This window comes from Cryobacterium adonitolivorans, assembly GCF_004402695.1.
GTDB lineage: Bacteria > Actinomycetota > Actinomycetes > Actinomycetales > Microbacteriaceae > Cryobacterium > Cryobacterium adonitolivorans.
The window spans coordinates 1-17099 of record NZ_SOFL01000048.1; the positions used below are offsets into that span (position 1 = coordinate 1).

Genomic DNA, 17099 nt, shown 5'->3' on the forward strand with positions numbered 1-17099 from the left:
CAATGAAAACCATCAACCGAATGGTCGACAACGGCGGAATCCGGCCCGTTTTCTTCGGCGGCAACGGCGCCGTGCTGGCACTAGGCGACAAGATCCGCTGCTTCACCCCAATGCAACGCACAGCCATCACCGCCCGCGACGGCGGCTGCATCATCCCCGGCTGCACCTGCCCACCCCAATGGACCGAAGTGCACCACGTGACGCCCTGGCAGCACGGCGGCCCGACCAACGTCGACAACGGGGTACTGCTGTGCTGGTACCACCACCACAACATCGACACGTCGGGGTGGCACATCCACATGACCCTGGGCATGCCCGAAGTACAAGCACCACACTGGATCGACCCCACCGGCACCTGGCGAAAACCACACCAGCACCAAGCGCACGACCCCAAAACCCGAAAACCACCCCACACCGAGTGAGCAGCTGCGAATGATCGCTCCGAGTGGCCGGCCGGGTGCACCTGATCTACCGGGTGCACGCCGCCCCAGGATTACCGCCCGTTGCGGGCCTTCGTTAGGGTCGAAGAAGGAGCACGGCAGTCCACGAAGGTGCTTCGGAAACGGAAATCACCATGACGACCACCGAGAACACGCCTGGAACCGCCGCTGAGTCGCCGACCGATGCAGATATCGGAGCCGTAGTCGAGTCCGTTCTCCACGCCGTTCCCGAGGCCATCCCTGAGGGAGAATCTCACGCCGTTCTCGGGCGCGTTTTCCAGGGCGTACTTTTTGACATGGACGGCACCCTGGTCGACTCGACCAAGGCCGTGGACCGGTCCTGGCAGCAGTGGGCGGACGAAATGGGCCTCGGCGCCATGTTCTCCGGTATCCAGCACGGGCGACCGGCCCGCGAGATGGTGGCCGACCTCGTCTCGCCCGATCAGGTCGCAGCTTCCATCCTGCGCGTCAATGAACTTGAGCTCGCCGACACCGACGACATCACCATCCTGCCGGGTGCCGCAGAGCTGATGGCCAGCCTCCCCGAAGGGCGTCGGGCCATCGTCACCTCCTGCGACAGCGCCCTCTGCCGGATCCGTCTCGACGCTGCCGGCTTCAGCGCTCCGGCCACCGTGGTCACCATCGAGGACACCGTCAAGGGAAAGCCAGCACCCGACCCGTTCCTCGAGGCCGCCGACAGGCTCGGCCTCGATGCCCGCCAGTGCGTGGTGGTCGAAGACGCTCCCGCCGGACTCGCCGCGGGGCGCGCCGCGGGGTGTGCCACAATCGGCGTCGTCGGCACCCACTCCGCCGACGAACTGGACGCCGACCTCGTCGTGCCCAGCCTCGACGGACTCCGCATCGAGCTGCACGACCACGGCGTGGTGTTCTCGATCAGCCCAGAATCGATATAAACGATGCGGCCAGCCCGAGGACAGTGACACCCACACCCAGATGAGGGTGAGCCCCCGACCGAGGCGGCGCTGCACGATGATCGACCGGCCGACGACACAGACCCCCGTCGACAAGAACGCCCACGCCCAATGGAACGGGCGCACGTAACCGGCCTGTTCCAGGGCCCGTCGATCGGCGTAGGCCAAGGCCACCGTGGCGCCGTAGATGAACAGGCTCAGCAAGTTGCGAATCAGCCCGGACGGCTCGAAGGCCTGCAGCGATCCATTGGTCTGCGCCTCGAAGATCGACGAAAGCGACGGGGTGGGGATCATCAGAGCACCAAGTGCAGTGAGCAGCGGCAAGAACACGATCGCCCAGAGGGGCCCGGTGTACGGGGATGTTCCGGCCGGCAGCGAGTTCTGGCGTCGTGGCGGTCATGATCTCCCCTCGGATGTTTCTTCTGACCCTTCCAAGGTAGTAGACAGGACACATGACAGGGCAAGAGCAGACCGAGATCGAGCGCAAGTACGACATCGAGGGACTCCGGCCCGTCCCGTCCCTGCAGGGGGTTGACGGTATCACCGCCGAAACGGTGGAGGAACCATTCATCCTCACGGCCGTCTACTACGACACCGACGATCACGCCCTGGCCCGCAACCGCATCGTGCTGCGCCGTCGCGAGGGCGGCGGGGATGCCGGCTGGCACCTCAAGACTCCGGCCGAGGAGGGCCGCACCGAGGTGCACTGGCCGCTGGATGTCGGCGGCGCGGACAGTTCCGGGGGCGAATCGATCCCCGCCGATGTGCTCGAACCGGTGCGCGCGATTGTGCGCGACCGGCCCCTGACCCCGCTGGCCCGGATCAGCACGGTGCGCACCGCTGTGCGGCTCTCCGACGCCGACGGCCAGGCCCTCGCCGAGATCGCCGACGACCTCGTCTCCGCCTCAGACGCGCGCGGCGGAATGTACCGCAAGTGGCGCGAGTGGGAGGCCGAGCTGCTCGACGGTGCCCCCGATACCCGCAAGAAGCGCACCGCGCTGCTCGACGCCGTTGAGCAGGCACTGCTCGCCGCCGGAGCGACGCCGTCGACGAGTGTGGCCAAGATCGCCCGCGCCGTCGGCGTTCGGTCCCTGACCGACCTCAGCGGCGCCGAGGTGCTGCCGGGTCTGCTCCCGGCCGCGGCCCTGCAACATCCCGACTCCGCCGGCGCCATCGTCGTGGGCGCACTCCGCGAGTTGACCGCCACCCTCGTCGCTCAGGACCCCCTCGCGCGGGCGGATGCTCCGAACGCTGTGCACCAGATGCGCACCACGGTGCGCCGCCTGCGCAGTGTCCTCGCGGTCTACGCCCGGCTCTTCGAGAAGTCGGCTGTGACCGAGTTGCGCCTCGAACTCAGGTACCTCGGCGCCCGGCTGGGCCGCGCCCGCGACGCCGGGGTTCGCGGCGCTCGGCTGGCCGGCGAACTCGACGGCATTGAAGACTATCCCACCGACGATGCCCAGACCCGGCTCGTCGGTGGAGCGCGCCGGGACTACGCGGAGGGCCTCGTTGCGGTCCGCGCCTGCCTCCTGAGCACGCGCTACTACCGGCTACTGGATTCCCTCGACAGCTTCGTGGCCTGGCCGCCGCTCACCGCTAAGGCCGAGCTGCCCGCCGCCGCCGAAATCGCCCGCGACCTCGACAAGGCCGTCGGTGTCCTCGCGCACCGCACCAGCGCTGTGACCGACGCGGATGCCCCGGAGCCGGCCCTGCACGAGGTGCGGAAGGCCGCCCGCCGGCTGCGTTACGCGGCCGAAGCTGTGGCCGAGGCCCAACCTGCTCCCGGCGGGCCTGTGACGGAGCCGGCCGCGAAGAACTCGGCCAAGAACTCGGCCAAGCAATCGGACACGAAGGCCGCCAAGAAAGAAGCCGCCAAGCGCGTTGAGGCCGCCGCCCGATTCGCGAAGCACCGCCGCGACTACGCCCACCTCGCCAAGGTGGCGAAGCCGCTGGTGAAGCGGCTCGGCGACCGGCACGATGGGTTGCTCTACATAGAGGAGCTCGACCGGGCCGCGAAGGCCGCCTACGAGAGCGGCGAGAACACTCTGGTCTACGGCCTGCTCGTGGCCCGTGCCGAGCGCCTGGACGACACCGTGCCCGTTGCCCTCGGAGAGGCCCATCGAGCTGTGCGCGCGCTCAAGCGGCTCGTCCGCGACCTCTGATCGGCAGGCTGCTACCAGCGTTGGGCCGAAGACGCGGCAATGATCTGCAGCAGGGCGGCGCGCAGTTCGTCGGCGTTCTCGAGCGGCGGGAAAACGTCGGCCTCGAGGGTGCGGGCCTGTAGCCAGGCGGCGGTACCGGCATCCGTGCGCGTGACCAGATGGCGCCGGGCGTCGCGGTCGTCGCGGATCCGTGCCACCAGGCCCTCACGCTGCAGCCGGTCCAGAGTGCGTGACATGGTCTGCGTCTGAACCCGGGCCTGCCGGGCCAGTTCGGTCTGACTTCGGGCGCCGTCGCCGAGCAGGTGCAGCACGATCAGGCCGGCATGGGTGAGGCCGAGGGAATCCAGGGCGTCGACCCAGGCATGTTCCACCAGTCGGGCCGCAGTGGAAAGCAGCCGGCCGTTCGGCCACTGTGCCATGGCGTCGGAATCGGGAGTGGTCACCCCTTCAATGTACTGCTACCGTTGTTTAGTCAGCTAGCTGATCAATTGAGTCGCGACGAAGGAGAACCCCGTGACCACATCCCGTGACCTGCTCCGCCAGAGCACAGTGCTGCTCAGCGCGATCCTCGCCCTCGCCGGGTCGTTCATCGGCTCCGGCGCCGCCGGCGGCACGCCCATCCAGAACGCCTCCGGGGGAGCGCTGGCCGCTGATGCCACCCCCATCGCCCCTGGGGGCCCGGCTTTCGCCATCTGGACACCGATCTATGCCGGCCTGGTGCTCTACGCCATCTGGCAGTTCCTGCCCAAACAGAAGACCGACCCCCGGCAACGCCGGCTCGGCTATCCGATCGCGGCGTCGCTGCTGCTGAACGCGGCCTGGATTCTCAGCGTGCAGTTCGACCTGCTCTGGCTGAGCGTGCCGGTCATCGCCCTGCTGCTGGCCGTGCTGGTCTGGGCCTTCCTGATCATCCTCGACACGCGCCCGGAGACCCTGGTGGAGACGGTCCTGGTCGACGGCACCATCGGCCTGTACCTCGGCTGGGTCTGCGTGGCCACCGCCGCGAACATCACGGCGGCCCTGGTCGCCGCCGGGTTTGACGGGTTCGGCCTGGCCGCGGATGTTTGGGGCGTCGCCATCATCGCGGTGGCCGGGCTGATCGGCGTGCTCCTCGCCGTCGTCGGCCGGGGCAGGCTCGCCCCCACCCTCGCCCTCTGCTGGGGCCTGGCCTGGGTGGCCGTCGCCCGGCTCACCGGCGACCTGCTCTCCACCCCCACCGCGATCACGGCCATCGTGGCTGTCGTCGTGGTCGTCGCGGTCACCCTGGTCCTCCGGATCCGGGCGCCGCGCCGCCTGAACGTGGCGGTGTCGGTCGACAAATGACCGGGGCACGCCGCGGCTGGTTCGGCCTTGCCACGGGGGCAGGAGAGCTACACCCTGGTCTTCGCCGCCCTGCTGCTGGTCTTCGGCACCCTCGCCGACCGCTACGGGCGCCGGCGCATCCTCCTCACCGGAGTGGTGATCTTCGCCGTGGCGTCGGTCTTCGCCGCCTTCGCACAGACCGGCGACTTGCTCATCCAACGTGCAGGGCATCGGCGGCGCCATGGTGCTGCCCACCACCCTGTCGCTGATCAACGCCACCTTCCGCGGCCGGGACAGCGGCATCGCCTTCCCCATCTGGGGCTCCACCATCGGTGGCATGGTCGCCATGGGCCCGCTCCTGGGTGGGCTGGCTCACCACCTACTTCTCCTGGCGCTGGGCGTTCGGCACCAACGTGCCGCTGGGTTGCTCGTGAGTTTGCGACTCACAAGCCGGCCGGTGCAGCGCGAGTATGCACCGGCTACGGCGGCGGTCGCGGGGTAGTTCTGTCCCGACGAGCACTGTCCCTGCTCGGCTGGGGCTTCTGCACCGAGAGTTCCCCGCCCAGACGACCGCCGTGCGGGCGGCCGTGGTCGGCGTATTCCTCCCGGAAGAATCCCATCCGCCACCGGCCCATCTCCAGGCGCGCTCCGGTGCGGAGGATCAGACCCGGCGATGGGGCATCCGTTCGGGCGCCACCGCCCACCGGGCCGTGCGCCACCAGCAGGTACTCGTCGTTCTCGTCGTGCCGGATTTCGGCGTGCAGATCGTCAAGCCCGTCCAAGCGCAGGTCCGCGTCGTCACCGCTGCCGATCCGGGTGACGCCCGGCAGGAGGTTGAATTCGCGCGGCGGCTGGCCATTCCAGTTTTCCGACCCCACCACGAAGATGAGGCGGGGGCGCCCGGCACCTGGGGCATAGTGGGTAGTCGTGACACGCCGTCGGATGCGCCGGGCCAGGGTGGGCACCAGCGGGAACGGGGTCGGGGGAGGCAGCGGCAGCGCCCGCTCAGGAGCGTCGGGCTGCCGCCAGCGCCGCAGCAGCTGGCTCACGGCCGACGCACTGCCCACGACCAGGTGCGGCGACTTGGTGACCAGGCGCTGGGCGAGAGGCGCCTGCACGGCGCCCATCCGCGCGATCACTCCGTCGGGCCCGCGCACCGACACCACGATGCCGCGCTCGGCCAGATCGGCGGCGACGGTGCGGAGCGCCGGCAGAGCCGACATCCGTGCCCGCACGAACCGGTCGGGATCGCTGAGGAACACCTCGATCTCCAGGCCGTTGGCCCGGATGCTGCCGTGCATCTGCTCGATGCTGAACTGAAGATCGATATCGAGGTGGGTGCTGCCCATGGGACTAGTCGGCCGGGTTCTCGCTCGTGGTGACCCTCAGGGTGCCGTTGAGCTTCCACACGGCCCGGGGCGCGTCCGGCCCGATATCGCGGGGGACTTCGACGGTCATGTCGATGAAGCTGTAGTCGATGACGGCGCTCTTGCCGGTCAGGTACGACCACATTTCCTTCCCCAGGTCGGTCCAGTCCTGGATGCTGTGCGCATCCGGCCCGGTGGCCGGCGCGGGTTCGTTTTGCAGATCGGTCATGGCGGAGTCCTATTCGCTCGTCGTTGAGGATAGGGCCACGATAGTCCGGTGATGGGACGCGTAACTGAGCATCTGCCGACATCGTCGGGCACCTGACCGCACAAAAAAAAGACAGCCCGCCCGCCTGAGGCGAGCGGGCTGAATTCGGTAGACGCGGAAGTTACTCGGCGTCGAGGTCAGTCTCGAGGATCGTGACGAGGCCGGCGAGGGCCTCATCCGCTCCGTCGCCCTCTGCGCGCAGCACGACGACCTGGCCGTTTGCGGCTCCCAGGCTCATGAGCGACAGGATGCTCGACGCGTCCATGGCGTCGTCGGCCGGGTCGCCCTCGAGGGCGATGGTGACCTCGACCGGCAGTGCGCCGACGGCCTCAGCGAAGATTGCTGCGGGACGGGCGTGCAGGCCGACGCGGCTGGCGATGGTGGCGTTACGTTCTGACATGGTTCCTCCTGAAACTGTACGGATTACAACTGTATTGCCCGCGCGATGTGTGCACGCCTTGAGGCGGCGGCACATCGCGCGGTTACTGGGGTTTAGAGTCCCAGTTCGTCGAGAATGGGCAGCTCGGCGCGTACCCGGGCGCGTGCCTCGAGGGCGCTCGGTGCGGCCAGGGCGATGCCGGCGAGGCGCTGGGCCTCGACGACGGTGACCTTCGCCAGCACGGCCGCGACGGCAGCGAGGGCGCGAGCGGTCATCGACAGGGTGTTCACACCCAGGCCAACGAGCACCACGGCCAGTGCCGGGTCGGCCGCGGCTTCGCCGCAGACGCCGACGGGCTTGTTGTTGCCCTCGGCGACGGAACCGGCAACGGTGAGCTGGATCAGGCGCAGTACGGCGGGCTGCCACGGCGTGTTCAGCGCGGCGAGCGGGCCGAGCTGGCGGTCGGCGGCCATGGCGTACTGGGTGAGGTCGTTGGTGCCGAGGCTCGCGAAGTTCACCTCGCCGAGGATGGTCTCTGCCGTCAGCGCGGCGGAAGGAACCTCGACCATGACGCCCGGGTTCTTCAGCCCGGCCTCGCCGCACATGCGGGCGAAGTCGGCGGCTTCTTCGGCGGTGGAGATCATCGGGGCCATGACCCAGACATCCGCTTCAGTGCCCTCTGCGGCGGTCGCGACGGCGGCCAGCTGACGCTTGAGCACCCCGGGCGACGTGAAGTCGGTGCGGTAACCGCGCACGCCGAGGGCCGGGTTCGGCTCTGACGCGTCGGTGAGGAACGGGAGCGGCTTGTCGGCGCCGGCGTCAAGCGTGCGCACGACGACCTTCTTGCCGGGGAACGCGTCGAAGACTCCGCGGTACGCGGTGACCTGCTCGTCGAGGGTGGGTTCTTCGTCGCGGTCGAGGAAGCAGAACTCGGTGCGCAACAGGCCGACGCCCTGGGCGCCGGCGGCGGCGGCCTTGACGGCATCCGCTGCCCCGCCCACGTTTGCGAGGAGCGGCACGAGGTGGCCGTCGGCCATGGCGCCCTCGCCGGAGAACACCGCGAGGGTGGCGGCGTTGGCGGCCCAGGCCGTAGCGGCCTCGAGCTGGTCGGCGTCGGGGTCGACAGTGATGCTGCCGGCCGCGCCGTCAACGTAGACCGCGGTGCCGTCAGTGATGGACTCGACGCCGACGGCGGCGACGACGGCTGGCAGGCCGAGGGCGCGGGCGATAATCGCGGTGTGCGACTGCGGACCGCCACCGGAGGTGACCAGGGCCAGCACGACGGCCGGGTTCAGCGTGGCCGTGTCGGCCGGCGCCAGGTCGTCGGCGACGAGGATGAACGGTTCGTCGGAGGCGGGGATGCCCGGTGCGGGCACCCCACGCAACTCAGCGACGATCCGGGCACGCACGTCGAGGACGTCCGTGGCCCGCTCGGCCATGTAGCCGCCGAGGTTGTGCAGCATTTCGGCCACGGAGGCCGCGGACTCCCAGATTGCCCGCTCAGCGGAGGTGCCGGTGTTGATCAACTTCACGGCGCCCTTGATGAGCATGGGGTCCGCGGCCATCAGTGCGGTGGCCTCGAGGACCGACTTGCCCGCGCCGGTGGCGCTGACCGAGCGCTGCTTGAGCTCGGCCTGCACCGCCTTCGCGGCAGCGCGCAGTGTGACGGCGGCATCCTCTGCCGTCGTCGACGAGGCCAGCTGTTCTCCTGCTGGCGGCTCGCTCACGGCTTTGGGCATCTGCCTAACGGATCCGACGATCCGACCGGGGCTGACCCCTACTCCTGTGAAACTCTGCACGGAACTTCCTCTATTCTTCGGCGTTAATGGTGCCCACTAATGTTAGGCGTTCACCAGGGTGTTGTTCTGCTGGATGGACCCCGTAGTCGGGGTCTTTCGGACGTAGCGCTTGAGCGCGATTACCGCTAGGGCCGTGATGACCGTGCCGACAAGAATGGCCAGGATGAAGCCCAAAACGTTCTCGATGGCGAAGAACACGAAGATTCCGCCGTGCGGCGCCTTCGACGTGACACCCCACGCCATGGTCAGCGCACCGGTGGTGGCCGCGCCGAGCATGCTTGCCGGGATCACGCGCAGCGGGTCTGCCGCGGCGAACGGGATGGCGCCTTCAGAGATGAACGACGCACCGAGCAGCCAGGCCGCCTTGCCGTTGTCGCGTTCGACCGGGCTGAAGAGCTTGCGATCGAGCACGGTGGCCAGGGCCATTCCCAACGGCGGCACCATGCCGGCGGCCATGACCGCGGCCATGATCTGCCACGGCGCCTGGTTGGCCAGCGTTGCGGCACCCAGGCCGGCGACGGCGAAGGAGTAGGCAACCTTGTTGACCGGGCCGCCGAGGTCGAACGCCATCATGAGGCCGAGGATCAGGCCGAGGATGATGACGGACGCGCCGGTCATGCCGCTGAGCCAGTCGTTCAGGGCTACGGTGAGCCAGGCAATCGGTCCGCCGAGCACCAGGAACATCAGCCCGGAGGCGAAGATCGAGGCGAGCAGCGGGATGATCACGACGGGCATCAGGCTGCGCAGCCAGCGCGGAACGGTGAAGGAACCGATCCAGGCTGCCGCCATACCGGCGAGCAGGCCGCCGACGATGCCGCCGAGGAAGCCGGCACCCATGAAGCCAGAGACCGCACCGGCGACGAAGCCGGGAGCGATACCGGGGCGGTCGGCGATGCCGTAGGCGATGTAACCGGCCAGCGCCGGAACCAGGAAGCCCATCGAGAGGGCACCGATCTTGAAGAACACCGCGCCGAGGTAGATGGCCAGGCCACCCTCCGGAAGGTTCCAGAGGCTGTTCTGCAGCACCACGTCGTCGGCGACGCCGGTGATGTCATAGCCGCCGAGCAGGAATCCAAGGGCGATCAGCAGGCCTCCACCGGCGACGAACGGGATCATGTAGCTGACACCGGTGAGCAGGGCCCGCTTGACCTTCTGGCCCATGTGCTCGTTCTCGGACGCCGAGTCGGATGACGCGGCGGCGCCACCGCTGACGCGGCGGGCGTTCGGGTTGTCCACGGCCGCGAGGGCCTCCTGGACCATCTTCTTCGGCTCGTCGATGGCGCGCTTGACGGGGGACTGGATGAGGGGCTTGCCGGCGAAGCGGCCCTTGTCACGCACGTCGACGTCAACGGCGAAGATGACAGCGTCGGCGGAGTTGATGACCGAGGCGGCCAACGGGGTCGCTCCAGCGGAACCCTGGGTCTCGACCTGCAGGTCGATGCCCATCTCCTTGGCGGCCGCGACGAGCGCATCCGCTGCCATGTAGGTGTGGGCGATGCCGGTGGGGCACGCGGTGACGGCGACGATGCGGCGGGCCCCGGTGGCCGGGTCGCCCTCGGTGCCGGCGCCGGTGGGCGCCGCGGTGGTACGCGGGGCGGCCGGCGCGGAGTGCGCTCCGGCTGCGGCGGCGGCGGTGACCGGCGCGACGATGTCGGTGACCAGGGTCACGATCTCTTCGGGGGACTTCGCGGCGCGGAGGGCGGCGGTGAAGTCGGCCTTCATCAGCGAGCGGGCCAGCTTCGACAGGATCTTCAGGTGGTCCTGGTCGGCGCCCTCGGGGGCGGCGATCATGAAGATCAGGTCGGCGGGGCCGTCGGCCGAACCGAAGTCGACCGGCTGGGACAGGCGGGCGACGGCCAGCGTCGGCTCCGTCACCGCTGAGGAGCGGCAGTGGGGGATCGCGAGTCCGCCGGGGATGCCGGTGGAGGTCTTCGCTTCGCGGGCGAGGGCGTCGGCGTAGAGGCCGTCGATCTCGGTGGCGCGGCCGGCTCCGACGACGAGCTCGGCGAGGTGCCGGATCACGGTCGACGGCTCGGCACCGAGGTTTTGGTCCAAAGCAACAAGCTCTGGGGTAATCAGTGCACTCACTGGTCATCCTCCTTTGGATGTGTAGCACATGCCGTCACTGTGACGGCGCTGGGGTCGGTTTGGGTCACGGCCGGCACTGTTGAGCCGGGCAGGGATGCGGCAGCGGCGCCGTGGGCGACGGCCTGACGCAGGCAGTCCGGGGCGGATGCTCCGGCCAGGTCGCTCAGCAGGAAGCCTGCCAGCGAAGAATCTCCGGCGCCGACGGTCGAGACCGCGACGATCGGGGGACGGGTGGCGAGCCAGTAGCCCTCGGCGGTGACCAGCAGGGCGCCCTTGGAACCGAGGGTGGCCAACACGGCGCCGACTCCCGCGGTGATCAGGGTCTGCGCGGCGCGCGCCGCCAGGTGCGGGTCGGCTTCGAGGCTGTCCGGGTCGGAGAGGCCGGTGAGCTCGGCGAGCTCGTCGGCATTGGGCTTGAGCAGGTCGGGGCCGGCGCTGATGGCCGCGGCCAGGGGAGCGCCTGAGGAGTCGATGGCGACCTTGGGGGCCGCGTCGCCGAAGCGGGTCTTGAGCTCCCGGGTGAGGTCGGCGTAGAAGGAGGTCGGCACTCCCGGCGGCAGTGAGCCGGCCAGCACCAGCCAGCTGGCACCCTGGGCCTTGTCGAGGACGAGCTCCACCAGGGCGGCCTGCTGGTCAGCGGTGAGCACCGGACCGGGTTCGTTGACCTTGGTGGTGGTGCCGTCGGGTTCGGTGATGGCGATGTTGCTGCGCAGGGTCGCGCCGATCGGTAGGCCGAGGTGCGGGATGCCCTGGGCGGTCAGCGCGAGCAGCACCGGGTCATCCGCGTCGCCGGGCAGGATCGCGAGGCTCTGGATGCCGGAGGCTTCGAGGGCCCGGCAGATGTTGACGCCCTTGCCGCCGGGTTCCTGGTGGGCGTCCTTGGCGCGCTGCACGTCGCCGCGGGCGAGCGGGCCGGCGAGCTCGATGGTGCGGTCGAGGCTGGGGTTGGGGGTGAGTGTGACGATCATGCGATTACGACCTCGACATCCGCCGCGGCCAGGGCTGCGGCAAGTTTGGGGGAAGGGGGAGCGTCGGTGATGAGCGCGTCGATGTCGCTCAGGGCAGCGAACCTGACCAGGGTCTCCTGGTCGAGCTTGGAGGAGTCGGCCAGCGCGACGACGCGGCGGGCGGAGCGCACGATGGCGGTCTTCACGGCGGCCTCGACCGAGTCGGGGGTGCTGAAGCCGAATTCGGCGGCCACGCCGTTGGCGCCGACGAAGGCGATGTCCGGGCGCATGGCGTCGAGTTGCTGGGTGGTGCGGGTGCCCACGATGGCGCGGGTGAGCCCGCGCACCCGGCCGCCGAGGATCTGCAGCGAGATAGCCTCGTTACCGGCCAGCTTGTAGGCGATCGGCAGCGCGTTCGTGATCACGAGCAACTGATCGCCGAACTTGGCGGGCGTCCATTCGAGGAGCCGGTCGGCCAGCAGCTCGGTGGTGGTGCCGGAGTCCAGGATGATCGACCCGGTGGTGCTCGCGGGGATCATGGCCAAGGCGGCATCGGCGATGCGAGCCTTCTCCTCGTGGCGCTGGCTCTGGCGTTCCTCGAGGCTCGGCTCCGACATGCTCAGCCTGTCGATGGCCACGGCGCCGCCGTGCACCCGGCGCAGGTGACGGCTCAGCTCGAGGGCGGAGAGGTCCCGGCGCACGGTCTCCGGGGTGATGTCGAAGCGCACGGCCAGTTCATTCACGGTGACCCGACTGAGGTCGGACACCATCTCGGCAATCATCGACTGACGCTCCTCGGCGAACATCGGGCCTCCTCGACGTTGAGAACTGGGGGTGCGCGATCAGGGGGAACCGGGCACAAAAGTTGGTATGCCTGACTTTAGACCCGTTTGTTTTTGATTGTCAACACAAACGCAGATAAACAAAGATCTCTGGACGCGAGCCGATGATTTCCGGGGTGAGATACGGACATCCCGTCTTCGCTGACGAAATGAAGGTGGGATGTCCGCAACTCGATGCTGGTCGAGGTGGGGTGTGGAGAACTTCGGCGGGAAATGCTCCGATGAGGGACTCTCGATCAATGACCGCACGCATCCCATTGCCCGACGGGTGGGCTGACCGCCCATTCCGGGTCGGTGATGCTATCCGTGCTGGACTGGGAACCTCTCGGCTGGACGGTGCCGATCTCGACCGGCCGTTCTGGGGCATTCGAACGCCGGAGAGTTCGGCACGCGGCAAGGCGTACGTCAGTCGAACCGAGGTCGAGGCGCTGTGCCGTGCACTGCTCGTGAGGATGCCACGTGGGGCATTCTTCTCCCACGCCACGGCGGCACTACTGCTGGGACTGCCGGTGCCTAGCCGGCTCGTGCGGCTGCGGCCACTGCACGTGGGCGTTCTCGCCCCGGCCCGGGCGATGGATGCTCGTGACATCGTCGGTCATGGTCTCAGGCTCGCGCCGGACGACCTCGTCGAGCGAGGGGTCCTGGTTCTCACCGGCCCGGCGCGCACGTGGCTAGATCTCGCGGCAGTGCTCACCCTGGCTGAGCTTGTCGCCATCGGGGACTACCTCCTGTACTGGGAATCACCAATTGTCACGCGGGGGGAGCTGTCGGCTGCGTTGGAGGGCTATTCGGGTCGCAGGGGATTGCAGCGCGCCAGGGCCGTCCTGCCGCTGCTGCGCACCCGCTCGGAATCGCCTCGGGAGTCGATGCTCCGGGTGATCATCGTGCTCGCCGGCCTGCCCGAACCCGAGTGCAACCACAGCGTGTTCGATGCCAACGGCACGTTTCTGGCCAGGGGTGATCTCGTCTACCCCGGGTACAGGCTGTTCATCGAGTACCAGGGCGACCACCACCGCACCGATCGGGCGCAGTGGCGTGCGGACATCCGTCGAATCGGCCGGCTCGAGGACCACGGTTGGCGGGTGCTGCAGTTCACCGACGACGACCTGCAGGACCCGACGGCGCTGGTCGCACGGATCAGGCTGCGGTTGCGTGCCCGTGGCTGATGAGTGCGAGCTTGCCGCTGACTCGGGCCATGGAGTTACCTCCAATCGAGTCGACGCCGAAGAAACGAGTTCGCCGGGGAATGTACACGCGCGGGCCTCTGGCCAGTACTGTCGGTGGCCGACGGTAGCGTGAGTGACATGAAGATCCTGCACACGAGTGACTGGCACATCGGGCGCACCTTCCACACCCACCAGACCCTCGACCACCTGCGCACCGTGCTCGACGCCCTCGTCGACGTCGTGCGGGAGCGCCGGGTCGACGTGGTCGCCGTTGCCGGTGACATCTTCGACTCCGCCACCCCGTCGGCCGACAGCTATGCCCTGCTCAGCGGCACCCTGGCGCGCCTGCACGCCACCGGCGCCCGCGTGGTGATGACCAGCGGCAACCACGACTCGGCCACCCGGCTCGGCTTCCAGTCGGAGTGGGCGGGACTAGCGGGCATCCATGTGGTCACCGGGTTCGACCAGTACCGCACCCCGATCACCATCGACGACGAGCACGGCCCCGTGCACTTCTACGGCATCCCCTTTCTCGAGCCGGCGCTCGTGCGCCACCACTACCCCGACGAGCTCCTCAAGACCCACGAACAGGTGATTGGCCTGGCCATGCGGCAGGTGCGCGCCGACCTCGCCGAACGCAGCGGCCGCTCGGTGGTGCTCTCGCACTGCTTCGCGGCGGGAGTGGCGGCGAGCGATGTCGAGCGCGACATCAGCGCCGGCGGTCTGGACCTGGTGCCCGTGTCGGTCTTCGACGGCCCCGACTACGTGGCGCTGGGCCACATCCACGGCCGCGCCCGGATCACCGACCGGGTGCGCTACTCCGGAGCTCCGCTGCACTACTCCTTCGCCGAGGCCGACAAGCCCCGCGGCGGCTGGCTCGTCGAGCTCGACGCGAATGGGCTCGCAGAGACCCAGTGGGTCGATTTGCCGATTCCGCGTCGTCTGCGTGTGCTCACCGGAGAGCTCGTGGCCCTCGCGCAAGACGGCGACTTCACGCCGTTTGAGAACGACTGGGTCGCCGCGGTCCTCACCGACCGGGTGCGGCCGCTGGATGGCATGCGCACCCTGCAGAAGCGCTTCCCGCACTGCGTGGCCCTCGAGCACCGCCCGGCCGTCACGCAGGCGACCGAGGAGTCCACCTACTCCGACCGGGTGAAGCACAAGAGTGACCCGGAAATCGTGGCCGGCTTCCTGGAGTTCGTGCGCAACGGCGTGGGTCTGAGCGCCTTCGAGCGCGAGTTGGTCGCCGAGGTGCTGGGCCAGAATCCGGATGCGAGCGCCGAGACGAGTGCCGGGGCCACGGTATGAAGATCACCCGGCTGCGAATCGCGGGCTTCGGCCCGTACAAGACCGAGCAGGAGGTGGACTTCACCCGCTTCGACGCCGACGGCATCTTCCTGATCACCGGCAAGACCGGTGCGGGCAAATCCAGCATCCTGGACGCCATCTGCTTCGCCCTCTACGGCTCGGTGCCTCGGTTCGACGGCAGTGAGCTGCGGCTGCGCAGCGACCACTGCGACCCGGCCGACCCGAGTTTCGTCGAACTCGAGTTCACTCTCAAGGGCGATACCTACCGGGTCTACCGCACGCCGCGCTACGAGAAGGCCAAGAAGCGCGGGGTGGGCACCACCACCGCGCAACCGGATGCGCGCCTGGAGCGGCTCAGCACCGGCGCCGACGGTCTCGACGGCGCCGACTGGGTGGGCATCGCCGCCCGCCCGGTGGATGTGGGCACCGAGCTCAGCCGGATTCTGCCGCTGAAGCAGGACCAGTTCCTGCAGGTGATCCTGCTGGCCCAAAACCGGTTCCAGCGGTTCCTGCTGGCCAAGACCGACGACAGGCTCACGGTGCTCCGCACCCTGTTCGGCACCCTGCGGTTCCAGCAGTTGGAGGCCGAACTGCTCGCGCGCCGCAAGGTGCTCGACGACGAGCTGGCGCTCGTGCGGCACGAGATCGACGGGATCGTGGCCGCGACCCTGCGCCAACTGTGGCGCGACGACGACGGTGCCGAAGACGACGCGGAGCACGCTCGGACCGAGTCCCCGGCCGATCCCGACCTCGGCTGGTTCGAGGCGGTGCTCGGCACCCTCGATGCACGCCTGGCGGACGCCACCGTGCGCGCCGAGACCACCTCGGCGGCTCTGGCCGCAGCCACCGCCGAGTTCCAGGCCGCGGAGGACCGGCGCCGGCGCCAGGACCGCCGGGATGCGGCCGCCCGCACGCTGACCGCACTCGAGGATCGCGGAAACGAGATTCTCGACAGACGCCAGGCCCTGCGCCTGGCCGAGCACGCCGCCAGGGTCTGGCCGCAGGTACGCGCCCGCATCGACGCCGAGGCGGCGGTCACGACGGCCGAGGCCGCCACCGATGCCGCGCGGGCCGCCTGGCAGCGGCTCCTGGCTGACGGCGCAGACTCAGCAGACTCAGCAGACTCGGCGGCGTCCGCGGATGCCGCCGGCCTCACCGCCCTGATCGACGACAGGCTGCGCCAGCTCGGCGGCCTGGACGACCTGCTCGTCGAGGAACGCCGGCTGCCCGCCCTCGACGAGCAGATAGCCGACCTCGAGCGCCGCACGGCCGCCCAGATCCAGGCGCTGGACGACGCCAGGCTGCTGCTGCTCGCGCTGCCCGAACGCATCGACGCGGCAAAGGATGCCCTCGCCGCGGCCACCCTCGGCGCTGCCCGTGCCCCGGAGGCCGAGGCAGCGCTCGCGCGGGCGGAGGCGGCGCTGGCCGCGGCCGACGACGTGCGCCGACTGCAGACCGAGCTGGTGGGGGTGCACCGCGCCGAGCGGGAGGCCGTGGCGGAGAACACCGCGGCGGCCCTGCACTATCAGCAGCTCGTGGACGCCCGGCTCGGCGGCTTCGCCGTTGAGCTCGCCGCCGGACTCGTGGACGGCGACCCCTGCGCGGTTTGCGGAGCCACCGAACACCCGGCGCCCATGAGCGGCGACGCCGAACCCGTCACCGAGGTTGACCTCGACGACGCCCGCAGCCTGATGAGCCGCCGGCAGGCCGCCGTCGATGACGCCCGCAGCACCTCCCTGGCCGTGGACAGCCTGCTCACCGCCGCCCGCACCCGGGCCGGCGACGGAAATGCCAAGACGATCGACACGGCCCTCCGGCAGGCCAGGGAGGCCCTCGCCGTGGCCACCGACCACCGCGCCAGGCTGCCCGCCCTCGAGGCCGAGCTCGCCGGCCTGCGCGCCGACCAATCCGAGGCCCAGGCCGCCCTTGCCCCGCTCCAGCTGATTCGCGACGAAGCCGCCGTGCACCTGGCGGAGCGCCGCACCGCGCGCGACGGCATCGCCGGCCGCGTCCAGGCCCAGCGAGCCGGGTTCCACAGCGTCACCGAGCGGGCCGGCCGGCTGCAAGCCGAGCTCGACGCCGCCCGCGCGCTGGCCGAC

The 17099-nt window shown here is 69.5% G+C and carries 15 protein-coding genes and 1 pseudogene; 8 read left to right on the top strand and 8 right to left on the bottom strand.

Annotated elements, in window-relative coordinates; all coding sequences use genetic code 11:
* The 3 genes from E3O42_RS14865 to E3O42_RS14875 form a co-directional block, all read left to right on the top strand.
* Window positions 1-422 (top strand): HNH endonuclease signature motif containing protein (locus tag E3O42_RS14865; protein WP_134454683.1); only part of this gene is annotated, 422 nt, incomplete at its 5' end.
* A gap of 152 nt (window positions 423-574) precedes the next feature.
* Window positions 575-1354 (top strand): HAD-IA family hydrolase, encoded by a 780-nt coding sequence (locus E3O42_RS14870; protein ID WP_134454684.1) that lies wholly within the window; start codon window positions 575-577, stop codon window positions 1352-1354.
* Window positions 1355-1824: 470 nt separating this feature from the next.
* Entirely contained in the window at window positions 1825-3534 is a 1710-nt protein-coding gene (locus E3O42_RS14875) for a CYTH and CHAD domain-containing protein (RefSeq protein WP_134454685.1), read from the top strand.
* 11 nt (window positions 3535-3545) lie between these two features.
* Here the strand turns inward: E3O42_RS14875 and E3O42_RS14880 are convergent, their stop codons facing one another.
* On the bottom strand, window positions 3546-3977 hold the full coding sequence (locus E3O42_RS14880; protein WP_241984859.1) for a MarR family winged helix-turn-helix transcriptional regulator: 432 nt from the start codon (window positions 3975-3977) through the stop codon (window positions 3546-3548).
* Window positions 3978-4047: 70 nt separating this feature from the next.
* Between E3O42_RS14880 and E3O42_RS14885 the strand changes: the two genes are divergently transcribed.
* Together E3O42_RS14885 and E3O42_RS14890 are read left to right on the top strand one after the other, a co-directional pair.
* The gene (locus tag E3O42_RS14885) at window positions 4048-4857 is read left to right on the top strand and encodes a tryptophan-rich sensory protein (RefSeq protein ID WP_134454686.1); all 810 of its coding nucleotides are present in this window, start codon (window positions 4048-4050) and stop codon (window positions 4855-4857) included.
* Between the two features lie 39 nt (window positions 4858-4896).
* Window positions 4897-5261: pseudogene (locus E3O42_RS14890) on the top strand (MFS transporter); the annotation flags it as partial.
* A gap of 54 nt (window positions 5262-5315) precedes the next feature.
* On the opposite strand, the gene E3O42_RS14895 reads toward E3O42_RS14890, so the two are convergent.
* The 7 genes from E3O42_RS14895 to E3O42_RS14925 all read right to left on the bottom strand — a co-directional run bounded on the left by E3O42_RS14895 (window position 5316) and on the right by E3O42_RS14925 (window position 12490).
* Window positions 5316-6185 carry a hypothetical protein gene (locus E3O42_RS14895; RefSeq protein ID WP_241984860.1) on the bottom strand — a complete coding sequence of 290 codons (870 nt, stop codon included), beginning with the start codon at window positions 6183-6185 and terminating at the stop codon, window positions 5316-5318.
* A 4-nt stretch (window positions 6186-6189) separates the two neighbouring features.
* Window positions 6190-6432 (bottom strand): hypothetical protein, encoded by a 243-nt coding sequence (locus E3O42_RS14900; RefSeq protein ID WP_134454687.1) that lies wholly within the window; start codon window positions 6430-6432, stop codon window positions 6190-6192.
* A 160-nt stretch (window positions 6433-6592) separates the two neighbouring features.
* Entirely contained in the window at window positions 6593-6871 is a 279-nt protein-coding gene (locus E3O42_RS14905; protein ID WP_134454688.1) for an HPr family phosphocarrier protein, read from the bottom strand.
* A 92-nt stretch (window positions 6872-6963) separates the two neighbouring features.
* The gene (gene ptsP / locus E3O42_RS14910; RefSeq protein WP_134454689.1) at window positions 6964-8649 is read right to left on the bottom strand and encodes a phosphoenolpyruvate--protein phosphotransferase; all 1686 of its coding nucleotides are present in this window, start codon (window positions 8647-8649) and stop codon (window positions 6964-6966) included.
* A 42-nt stretch (window positions 8650-8691) separates the two neighbouring features.
* Window positions 8692-10737 (bottom strand): PTS fructose transporter subunit IIABC, encoded by a 2046-nt coding sequence (locus tag E3O42_RS14915; protein ID WP_134454690.1) that lies wholly within the window; start codon window positions 10735-10737, stop codon window positions 8692-8694.
* The gene (locus tag E3O42_RS14920) at window positions 10734-11705 is read right to left on the bottom strand and encodes a 1-phosphofructokinase family hexose kinase (RefSeq protein ID WP_134454691.1); all 972 of its coding nucleotides are present in this window, start codon (window positions 11703-11705) and stop codon (window positions 10734-10736) included. Before E3O42_RS14920 ends, E3O42_RS14915 begins: the two co-directional genes overlap by 4 nt.
* Entirely contained in the window at window positions 11702-12490 is a 789-nt protein-coding gene (locus E3O42_RS14925; protein ID WP_134454692.1) for a DeoR/GlpR family DNA-binding transcription regulator, read from the bottom strand. Before E3O42_RS14925 ends, E3O42_RS14920 begins: the two co-directional genes overlap by 4 nt.
* A 275-nt stretch (window positions 12491-12765) precedes the next feature.
* On the opposite strand from E3O42_RS14925, the gene E3O42_RS14930 reads away from it, so the two are divergent.
* The 3 genes from E3O42_RS14930 to E3O42_RS14940 all read left to right on the top strand — a co-directional run.
* Window positions 12766-13692, top strand: coding sequence for a hypothetical protein (locus E3O42_RS14930; RefSeq protein ID WP_134454693.1), 927 nt, complete (start codon window positions 12766-12768; stop codon window positions 13690-13692).
* Between the two features lie 138 nt (window positions 13693-13830).
* A complete protein-coding gene (locus tag E3O42_RS14935; RefSeq protein WP_134454694.1) occupies window positions 13831-15000 on the top strand; it encodes an exonuclease SbcCD subunit D in 1170 nt (389 codons plus the stop codon).
* Window positions 14997-17099: AAA family ATPase (locus E3O42_RS14940; protein ID WP_134454695.1), on the top strand; the 2103-nt coding region annotated here is incomplete at its 3' end. The genes E3O42_RS14935 and E3O42_RS14940, both read left to right, overlap by 4 nt.

Coding starts and splice junctions, on each gene's coding strand:
- E3O42_RS14920 (WP_134454691.1), bottom strand. CDS start 11,705: ATGATCGTCACACTCACCCCCAACCCCAGCCTCGACCGCACCATCGAG.
- E3O42_RS14905 (WP_134454688.1), bottom strand. CDS start 6,871: ATGTCAGAACGTAACGCCACCATCGCCAGCCGCGTCGGCCTGCACGCC.
- E3O42_RS14925 (WP_134454692.1), bottom strand. CDS start 12,490: ATGTTCGCCGAGGAGCGTCAGTCGATGATTGCCGAGATGGTGTCCGAC.
- E3O42_RS14895 (WP_241984860.1), bottom strand. CDS start 6,185: ATGGGCAGCACCCACCTCGATATCGATCTTCAGTTCAGCATCGAGCAG.
- E3O42_RS14875 (WP_134454685.1), top strand. CDS start 1,825: ATGACAGGGCAAGAGCAGACCGAGATCGAGCGCAAGTACGACATCGAG.
- E3O42_RS14935 (WP_134454694.1), top strand. CDS start 13,831: ATGAAGATCCTGCACACGAGTGACTGGCACATCGGGCGCACCTTCCAC.
- E3O42_RS14870 (WP_134454684.1), top strand. CDS start 575: ATGACGACCACCGAGAACACGCCTGGAACCGCCGCTGAGTCGCCGACC.
- E3O42_RS14930 (WP_134454693.1), top strand. CDS start 12,766: ATGACCGCACGCATCCCATTGCCCGACGGGTGGGCTGACCGCCCATTC.
- E3O42_RS14900 (WP_134454687.1), bottom strand. CDS start 6,432: ATGACCGATCTGCAAAACGAACCCGCGCCGGCCACCGGGCCGGATGCG.